The sequence below is a fragment of the Streptomyces sp. RP5T genome, assembly GCF_003933965.1.
Taxonomy (GTDB): domain Bacteria; phylum Actinomycetota; class Actinomycetes; order Streptomycetales; family Streptomycetaceae; genus Streptomyces.
In genome coordinates this window covers 1-8,673 of record NZ_RSAJ01000356.1, presented here as the reverse complement: position 1 = coordinate 8,673, position 8,673 = coordinate 1, and the positions used below count along the sequence as shown (strand labels likewise).

6 protein-coding genes and 1 pseudogene are annotated in these 8,673 nt (G+C 70.1%); 2 read left to right on the top strand and 5 right to left on the bottom strand.

Annotated elements, in window-relative coordinates:
- Together EHS43_RS29500 and EHS43_RS29495 are read left to right on the top strand one after the other, a co-directional pair.
- Window positions 1-533, top strand: a pseudogene (locus EHS43_RS29500) (hypothetical protein); the annotation flags it as partial.
- A gap of 489 nt (window positions 534-1,022) precedes the next feature.
- A complete protein-coding gene (locus EHS43_RS29495; protein ID WP_125193770.1) occupies window positions 1,023-3,221 on the top strand; it encodes a family 43 glycosylhydrolase in 2,199 nt (732 codons plus the stop codon).
- Here EHS43_RS29495 and EHS43_RS29490 read toward each other — a convergent pair.
- The 5 genes from EHS43_RS29490 to EHS43_RS29470 all read right to left on the bottom strand — a co-directional run bounded on the left by EHS43_RS29490 (window position 3,218) and on the right by EHS43_RS29470 (window position 8,565).
- Window positions 3,218-4,015 carry an HAD family acid phosphatase gene (locus EHS43_RS29490; protein WP_125193769.1) on the bottom strand — a complete coding sequence of 266 codons (798 nt, stop codon included), beginning with the start codon at window positions 4,013-4,015 and terminating at the stop codon, window positions 3,218-3,220. The genes EHS43_RS29495 and EHS43_RS29490 overlap by 4 nt on opposite strands.
- Window positions 4,016-4,103: 88 nt before the next feature.
- Complete coding sequence (locus EHS43_RS29485; protein WP_125193768.1) at window positions 4,104-5,216, bottom strand: chondroitinase-B domain-containing protein; 1,113 nt, start codon at window positions 5,214-5,216, stop codon at window positions 4,104-4,106.
- A 38-nt stretch (window positions 5,217-5,254) separates the two neighbouring features.
- On the bottom strand, window positions 5,255-6,412 hold the full coding sequence (locus tag EHS43_RS29480) for a dienelactone hydrolase family protein (RefSeq protein ID WP_125193767.1): 1,158 nt from the start codon (window positions 6,410-6,412) through the stop codon (window positions 5,255-5,257).
- A complete protein-coding gene (locus tag EHS43_RS29475; protein WP_125193766.1) occupies window positions 6,399-7,427 on the bottom strand; it encodes a pectinesterase family protein in 1,029 nt (342 codons plus the stop codon). Before EHS43_RS29475 ends, EHS43_RS29480 begins: the two co-directional genes overlap by 14 nt.
- A 1-nt stretch (window position 7,428) precedes the next feature.
- The gene (locus tag EHS43_RS29470) at window positions 7,429-8,565 is read right to left on the bottom strand and encodes a pectinesterase family protein (RefSeq protein WP_125193765.1); all 1,137 of its coding nucleotides are present in this window, start codon (window positions 8,563-8,565) and stop codon (window positions 7,429-7,431) included.
- Window positions 8,566-8,673: the final 108 nt, after the last annotated feature.

Genomic DNA, 8,673 nt, shown 5'->3' with positions numbered 1-8,673 from the left:
GCTCGGCGCCGGCTGATCCGGCGCCGAGCGCCTCCCCCACGCGCCGGGCCGAGCAGCCGAGCGGTACCCCCTCGGGCACGCCGAGCGGCTCCGCCGAGGCGCCGGTGTCCGGCGTCGAGAACGGCCCGCTGTGGTCGGACGGCTCGGTGGACCCGCACAGCAACGAGTTCTGGGCCCAGAGCAATGTGACCCTCAAGGTCGCCGAGCAACTGACCGCCCTCACCGTCGAGTTGCGGGTCGCACAGAACGGCGGGGTCACCGACTCCGGCGCCTGGCGCTCGCTGCCCGAGGACGACTTCACGCTGACGGTCGCCGAGAGGGACGGCTTCCTCGTCTACACCTGGGTGCTCAAGGACGGCCGTACGGTCCCGAAGGGGGAGTGGGTGTTCGCCGGGCAGTACAACCACGAGCGGGGCGGCCGGGACGCGAAGGACGACCGCTACACGGCCACGGCGACCGCGAAGTCCGGGGACCTCGCGGTCCGGGGCGGCTTCGCGGCGCAGGGCTCCGGGTCGGCGGACGGGAACTCGTAGCCCGCCGCCGGAGTCCGGCCCGACGAGTTTCGCCGCGGCGGCAACCTTTCCCTCACCGGCGACCACCAAGGAGTGCGGGCTTACTGTCGGGCCGTCCCCGCGGCCCCCACGCAGCCCCCAAATGCCTTTCCTCACCACGAGTTTGCGGTGGGGGAACAACCATTCGGTCGTCTTCGACGTCCCATGTAGTGCCTGGATCACGGAGTCCGACTCCATGGACCTGCCGGCCTGAGCCCCCCTCGGCCGGCAGCTGCCGGCTGGAGCCCCCCTCGGGCCGGCACGAGGAACGCCCCGCCTGTGACGACAGGCGGGGCGTTCCGTCGATTCGCCCCGGCCGCCTCCGGCCGGGCCGCGCCGGAGCCGACCGAAACTTTCGCTGCTTCTCCTCGCGCGCTCACCGATTGACGTGCCGTTTCCCGCTCGTGACACTCCAAAGGCGCACACAGCCCCCGACAGAAACCCCCACACCCCCACATCCTCAGGAGCGACATGCGCCCACGTATCCTCCTCGTCGCCTGTCTCTCGCTGCTGCTGGCCCTGCTCAGCGCACCGCCCGGTTCCGCCCACTCAGGAGCACCACCCGTGAGCCACCCCAAGTACGCCGGTTACCTCTTCGCCTACTTCACCGGCGAGGGCACCGCCGACGGCGAGCAGATCCGCTACGCCCTCAGCCGCGGCAACGACCCCCTGCACTGGCGCGAGCTGAACCAGGGCAAGCCCGTCCTGACGTCGACGACCGGCGAGAAGGGCCTGCGCGACCCCTTCGTGATCCGCTCCCCCGAGGGCGACAAGTTCTATCTGATCGCCACCGACCTGCGCATGTACCGCAACAGCAGCGGCAGCTGGGACGACGTCCAGCGGCACGGCAGCAGGTCGGTCATGATCTGGGAGTCCACCGACCTGGTCAACTGGACCGACCAGCGGCTGGTGAAGGTCGCCCCGGACAGCGCGGGCAACACCTGGGCCCCGGAGGCCTACTGGGACGACAGCCTCGGTGCGTACGTCGTCTTCTGGGCGTCGAAGCTGTACGCCGACGACGACCCGGAGCACACGGGCTCGACGTACAACAAGATGCTGTACGCGACCACGAAGGACTTCCGCACCTTCAGCGAGCCGAAGGTCTGGGACGACCCCGGCTACTCGGTGATCGACTCGACGGTCGTGAAGTACAAGGACACCTACTACCGCTACACCAAGGACGAGCGGGACCCCACCTCCAGCTCGCCCTGCGCCAAGTTCATCACCGGCGAGAAGTCGAGAAGCCTGACCTCGACGACGTACGACCTGGTCGCGGACTGCATCGGCAGCGGGGCGATGGACCGCGGTGAGGGGCCGACGGTGTTCAAGTCGAACACCGAGAAGAAGTGGTACCTGTTCATCGACGAGTACGGCGGCCGCGGGTACGTCCCCTTCGAGACCACCGACCTCGACTCGGGCAGGTGGACGCCGTCCGCGAACTACCAGCTGCCCGCAAGTCCCCGGCACGGCACGGTACTTCCGGTGACCCAGCAGGAGTACGACCGGCTGCTGGCCGCCTATCCGTCGACGCCGGCCTCGGTGGTGGACGCGACGGCCACCGGACAGAAGGGGTACGCGATCGTCACCGAGGCCGCGTCGAAGGTCGTGCTGCCGATGCGGCCCGGCACCGATCTCTCCCGGCTGGCACCGGAGTTGGCGATCGGTGAGGGGGCCCGCGTGAGCCCCGCGTCCGGCACCCGGCGCGACTTCCGCAGGCCGCAGACGTACACGGTGACGGCGGCCGACGGGAGCACACGCGGATGGACGGTCGAGGCCGTGCCGACCGGCAGTCCGGTCCTGCCCGGCCTCAACGCCGACCCGGACGTGCACTACCTGAACGGCGAGTACTGGATCTACCCGACCACCGACGGCTTCAACGGCTGGGGCGGGACCCGTTTCAAGGCGTACTCGTCGAAGGACCTGGTCCACTGGAAGGACCACGGGGTGATCCTGGATCTCGGCCCGGACGTGTCCTGGGCCGACACGTACGCGTGGGCGCCCGCGATCGCCGAGCGCGACGGCAGGTACTACTTCTACTTCTGCGCCGAGCAGCAGATCGGCGTGGCGGTGGCGGACTCCCCCGCCGGGCCGTTCAAGGACGCGCTGGGCAGGCCGCTGGTGGCGAAGGGCGGTGCGCTCCAGGGCCAGATGATCGACCCGGCCGTCTTCACGGACGACGACGGGACGTCGTACCTCTACTGGGGCAACGGGCACGGGTACGTGGTGCCGCTGAACGACGACATGACCTCGTACGACCCGGCGAGGATCGAGGACATCACCCCGGCCGACTTCCGCGAGGGGTCCTTCGTGATCAAGCGGAAGGGCACGTACTACTTCATGTGGTCCGAGGACGACACCCGCAGCGAGAACTACCACGTCGCCTATGCGACGGGACCGTCCCCGCTCGGCCCGTGGACCAAGAAGGGGACGATCCTGTCCAAGCGTCCCGAGTACGGCATCCTCGCCACCGGTCACCACTCCGTGGTGAACGTCCCCGGCACCGACGACTGGTACATCGTCTATCACCGGTTCGCCCTGAACGGGCCGGGGAAGCCCGGCGGTGACGGCATGCACCGCGAAACCACCGTCGACCGCCTGGAGTTCGCGGCGGACGGGACGATCGAGCCCGTGGTGCCGACCCTGGAGGGGATCCGGCCGGTTCGGGACTAGCTCACGAAGTACGTCGGGTTCGGGAGCTTGTACGTGCGGTCGGCGTAGCCGCCCTCCAGGTCGGAGTACTGGTCGCCGAAGTTGGCGATGATCTCGTACCCGAGGTCCTTCTCGATGTGCGCGCGGGTGCCGGACTTGTACTGCACGGTGGTGCAGGTCCAGGTGCCCGGCGTGGCGCAGGCGCTCAGGTAGGACGGCGGGTTCGCCTTGTCCTTGAGGAACACGTGGTCGGTGTCGAGGTTCACGTCGGCGCCGACCTTCTTCAGGTTCTCGACGGCCGCCGAGCGCTGCGCCTCGCTGAGGCCCGAGTTGTAGAAGACCTCGACGCCCTTCTTCTCCGCGTACTGCACGAGCTCGGGGCTGCCGAAGACGGCCGGGCGGTCGGCCCGGTTCACGTAGTCGGCCCACGTGGTCCCGTTGTAGGTGTAGTTGTAGCGCTTCTCGTAGTCGAGGCTGAGCAGCAGCGTGTCGTCGATGTCGAAGACGACGGCGGGCTTCTCGCCCCGGTGGTGCGCCTTGCGGGCGGCCTGGTCGATGTACTTCCGCGCCGCCTTGTCGAGGGACGCCAGGTCCTTGGCGTAGGGGCTGGTGGGCGACGCCTGGTAGACACCGTTCGCGTCGGGCGCGGTGCCGTAGTAGGTGTCGATGTCCTTGACCAGGACGCCGATGTTGTAGGGCTCGTGCGTGGAGTTCGCCGTGGACTGGCCGGCGGTGGCCGCGCCGGCGCCGTAGAGGGCGGCACCGGCGACGGCACAGGCCGAGGCGACGGCGGCGAAACGCAGTGACTTATGCATGACAGAGGTTCTACGCGCGTCACCCCCGTGGGCGCGAGACCCGCCCGGTAAAAAACGGGTCAAGCGCCCCGTCGTGCGGACGGCCGCGTCAGTTCATGGTCGCGCCGATGGTGGTGCTGCCCGTCGTCAGGAACGTGGTGGCGGGCAGGGTTCCGCCGGCGCTGCGCGCGTTGTACGTCGTCGAGGCGTCCGTGGACCTGAACGCGGGGGTGCTGATCCCGCTGTCCCAGTTGTTGCCGGACGAGGTGACCTTGGAGCCCTTGTTGACCGAGCCGCTGCCGTTGCCCACCGCGAGGTTCTTGCCGAGCTTGGCGGAGCTGGTGGCGAAGTAGTAGCCCCACTTGCTGTTGGCGTAGGCCGTGGTGCGGTTGATGACGATGGCACCGGTGTTGGAGTTCTCGGTGAAGCCGTTGCCGGCGTTGCCCCAGGCAGCGGAGTTGTTGATGACGTGCGCGACCACCTCGCCGTCGCCGCCCAGCTTGTAGCCGTTGCCGTCGCCCGCGAAGGCGGAGTCGGACCAGCGGTTGACACCGTTGCCCATGGACCAGGTGTGCTCGATGGTGACGGGCGAGGAGAAGGACCAGAAGTCGATCCCGTCGTCCGCGTTGTTGTAGAGGCGGGCCCCGGTGATGAGGTTGCCGGTGCCGGAGCCGAACTTCACGGCGATGCCGTCGGCGTTCTCCCCGTGGTTCGCGGCGTCGTAGTTGCCGTAGGAGTCGATGTTCCTGACCGTGTTGTTCACGGTCCCGTCACCGGTGAGCGTGAAGCCGGAGTCGCCGCCGTTGATGGTCTTGATGTTGTTCCACACCGTCCCGGTGCAGGACTGGCAGACGACCGCGCTGTCCGGGGAGTTCTGGAAGGTGATGTTGGAGACGTTCCAGTAGTCCGCGGTCAGCTTGAAGATCCAGTCGCCGTCGGGCAGCGACGAGCCGTCGATCTTCACGGTCTCCGAGCCGTACGCGGTGAGCGTGACCGGCGCGGAGGAGCTGCCGTTGGCCGTGGACTGGAGGGTGGCCGTCGGGTAGTAGGTGCCGCCGCGGACCTGGATCACCGTGCCGGCGGTGGCGTTCTTGATGGCGTTGGACAGGTCGGTGGAGTTGCTGACGACCACGGTCGCGGCCTGCGCCTGGGTGGGGAGGACGGCGAGGCCCGAGCCGAGGGCGAGGGCCGCCGTGGCGAGGAGAGCGGTGCGACGAGACATGGGGAGCGGGTCCCTTCGGACGGGGGTGGGGGGATGGTTCACAGGACGGAGTCGAGCCAGCCGAAGACCTCGTCCTGCATGCGGTCGACGAAGACGTGGCCGAGGTCGGGCCAGGTCCTGAGGTGCAACCGCTCCTCGGCGTGGCGGGAGTGCCAGACGGCGCGCAGCCTGTCGTACGCGACCTGTACGCCGTCGGCGGGGAACAGCGGGTCGAGTCCGCCGTTGAAGAACAGCATCGGCCTGGGTGCGGCGATGCTCGCCACGTCGGGGAAGTCGAGGAACCGGGGAAGCCCCGGGTGGAGCATGTGGTAACTGGACTGCCCGCGCAGGGTGTTGTTGCCGGGCACCATCATTTCCTTGAGGCCGGTCATCCAGCAGACGGAGGCGGTGGCCGCGATGTGGTCGGTGAGCGCGGCCGTCTGCCAGGCGCGGAAGGCCCCCATGGAGAACCCGACGGCGGCGATCCGCCTGGCGTCCACCTTTTCCAGTCCGGCGAGGAACCCGGCGGCACGGGCGTCCTCGCGGGCCATGAACCCGGCGAGCGAGGAGCCCAGGTTGTAGAAGTTGCTGGCCAGGGCCTGCTGTTGGTCGTAGGTGAGCGGTCCGCGGTCGCCCCAGCCGAGGGCGTCCGCGCACAGCACGACATAGCCGCGCCGGGCCAGCTCGTCGCCGACGAACCGGCCGCTGAAGTACTTGTCCGCCCACGCCCGGGCGGAGGCGAGCCGGGTGTCGTCGTACCAGGGCCGGACCAGTTTCTCCTTGCCGATGTCGAACTTCGCCCCGTGGTCGTGGAGCAGCAGCACGGCCGGGAAGGGGCCGGGGCCGTGCGGGGTGAGCAGGGCGGCCCGCACCCGTTCGTGGCGGGTGAGGGAGAGGGTGACCAACTCCCTTGCGTACCCGTCACCTTGGGACACCTGGCTGGTCTCGGGTGCGTACGGCGTGCTGTCCTCGCGGTCGACGAGGAGGTGCTCCTCGACCTTGGCGCGGGCCAGCCGGCGCCATGCGCGGAAGTCGCGGACCGGTGAGGTCCCCCAGGCCAGCGGGAACGTCAGCGCGGCCTTGAGCGCCGGGTGGAAGTCGGGCAGCGGTCCGTCCACGACGCCGGCCTGCGCGGGGCTCACCGCTCCCCCGGCCAGCACGGCCGCTCCGGCGCCCACCACGAACGCCCGCCGGCCCAGCGGGTCACCGGCGGGCATACGGCCTCCAGTCCCCGAGATAGGTCCGCCTGGTGTGCGCGGCGGCCTCGGCGGGCGTCAGCCGCGGCCGGTTCTCCGGCACCGGAACGACCGCGCCGGGACCGGAGTTGGCGTACTCGCGAAAGCGCATGGACTGCCAGGGGTAGGCCTCGCGCATGTTGGTGTAGGGCGCGACGGGGTCGATGCCGGGGCCGATCCAGGAGTCCCGCACCACGAGGGACGGCCAGGCGGTCGTCTCGTACGACGGCACCCAGGGCCGGGCCAGCTTGTACGCCCCGTCCTCGGCGTCGGACGTGATGCGGGAGCGGACGGCGAGGATGCCGTACGGGTTGGCGCGGGCCGTCGCCGGGGCGAAGACCATGCCCTTGGGGGTGAAGTCGACGTCCCGCTGGAGGGTGTGGAAGTGGCACTCCTCGAAGACGGCGGTGGCCCGGCCGAACACGAAGTCCACGTCTCCCTCTATGTAGCAGCGGCGGAAGTACTGCCGGTCGAAGGAGGCGAGCGCGGTCGTCTCGACGAAGAGGGTGTCCTGGTGGGCCAGGAGCCGGACGTTCTCGAAGTGGGTGCGGTCGCCGTAGGTGTAGGAGGCGACCGCCTGGGTGCCGGTGATCTCGGGGTGGTCGGCGCGCAGCCAGTCGTTGGCGAGGGTGAGGTCGCGGACGGTGAGGCCGGGCGCCGCCGAGGTGAAGGTGGCGGAGCCCGCGGTGCCGTAGGTGCCCGAACCGTCGGGCTTCGGGGTGCCGTTGGCGTTGTCGTGGACGATCACCGTGGCGCTCGGGTCACGGACGGCCCCGCGCAAGGTCAACTCCGCTGCGGTGGCCGGAACGTTGACGACCTCGCGATACGTGCCCGGGTGCACGACGATCGTCCAGCCGGGGCCGGCGACCGCGTCGACGGCCGCCTGGACGGAGTCGCCGGGGTGGACGTGGAGCACGCGGCGCGTGTCGGCGTGGGCCGGGCCCGCTCCCGCGACGACGAGTCCCGCACCGGCGGCGAGGAAGGTCCTTCTGCGCATCTCAGCACGCCTCCTTCCACGGCCGCCAGTCACCGAGGTAGGTCTCGCGGGTTGCCGACTCGGCCTGTGCTTGGCTGAGTTGGGGCCTGTTCTCCGGGACGGTGACCCGGGCTCCGGGGCCGGTGTTGCGGTACTCGGCGAAGCGCTGGTTCTGCCAGGGGAAGGCGTCCGACATGTTGGTGTAGGGGGCGGCCGCGTCGATGCCGGTGCCCAGCCAGGTGTCCCGGACCACGAGGGAGGGACGGGCGGTGGTGTCGGAGCTCGGAACCCACGGTCGGGCCAGCTTGTAGAAAGCGTCCGGGGCCTCACTGCTGACACGGCTCCCGGTGACCAGGTAGCCGCGCGGGTTGGCGCCCGCCGTGGAGGGCGCGAAGACGAAGCCGTACGGTGCCGCCGCGAGGTCGGTCCGGTTCAGGGTCCGGAAGTGGCAGTGCTCGTAGACGGCTGTGGCCCGCCCGAAGACGAAGTCGACGTCGCCTTCGGCGTAGCAGTGCGAGAAGTACTGGCGGGCGAAGACGGTCAGGGCGATCGAGTCGGCGTAGAGGGTGTCCTGGTGGCCGAGGAAGCGGCAGTGGTGGAAGGCGGAGCGGTCGCCCTGGACCTTGAGGGCGACCGCCTGCGTGCCGGTGATCTCGGGGTGGTCGGCGCGCAGCCAGTCGTTGGCGAAGGTGATCCAGCGGGCGGTGAAGCCGTCGGCCTGGACGGTGGTGGTGGCGGATCCGGTGGTGCCGTAGGTGCCGCCGCCGGGCTTCGGGGTGCCGGCCGCGTTGTCGTGAACGATGACGACGTCCCGGGGGTCCTCGGAGGCGCCGATCCAGGTCGCCTCGGTGCGGGTGACGTCGACGGCGACGGTCTCCCGGTAGGTGCCGGGGGCGAGGACCAGGGTCCAGCCACTGCCGGCGGCGGCGGTGACGGCGTCCTTGACGGTGGTGTGGTCGCCGCGGCCGCGCGGGTCCACGTACAGGGTCTGGGGGGTGAGCCGGGCGGCCGGCGACCCGAACCGCCCGAACGGACGCCTGCCGCCGACCGGGACGGCCTTCGCGGTGCCCGCGGCAAGCGCGAGCGCGGCTGCGGCTCCGGTACTCGCGAGCAGGAATCCCCTCCGGGAGAGGGGGAGTTGAACGTGGGGCGAGGACATGCGGGTACTCCTAGGAAACGGGTCTGTGGGGTCGGGTGCCTCGCGTGGGGGGTGGTTCAGGTGGCCGGGACGGCCGCTGGATTCCGCCCCGGCCGGTCTGGGGGTGAG

Excerpts from the sequence above, each read along its gene's own strand:
- EHS43_RS29495 (WP_125193770.1), top strand. The coding sequence starts at position 1,023 with ATGCGCCCACGTATCCTCCTCGTCGCCTGTCTCTCGCTGCTGCTGGCC.
- EHS43_RS29490 (WP_125193769.1), bottom strand. The coding sequence starts at position 4,015 with ATGCATAAGTCACTGCGTTTCGCCGCCGTCGCCTCGGCCTGTGCCGTC.
- EHS43_RS29485 (WP_125193768.1), bottom strand. The coding sequence starts at position 5,216 with ATGTCTCGTCGCACCGCTCTCCTCGCCACGGCGGCCCTCGCCCTCGGC.
- EHS43_RS29480 (WP_125193767.1), bottom strand. The coding sequence starts at position 6,412 with ATGCCCGCCGGTGACCCGCTGGGCCGGCGGGCGTTCGTGGTGGGCGCC.
- EHS43_RS29475 (WP_125193766.1), bottom strand. The coding sequence starts at position 7,427 with ATGCGCAGAAGGACCTTCCTCGCCGCCGGTGCGGGACTCGTCGTCGCG.
- EHS43_RS29470 (WP_125193765.1), bottom strand. The coding sequence starts at position 8,565 with ATGTCCTCGCCCCACGTTCAACTCCCCCTCTCCCGGAGGGGATTCCTG.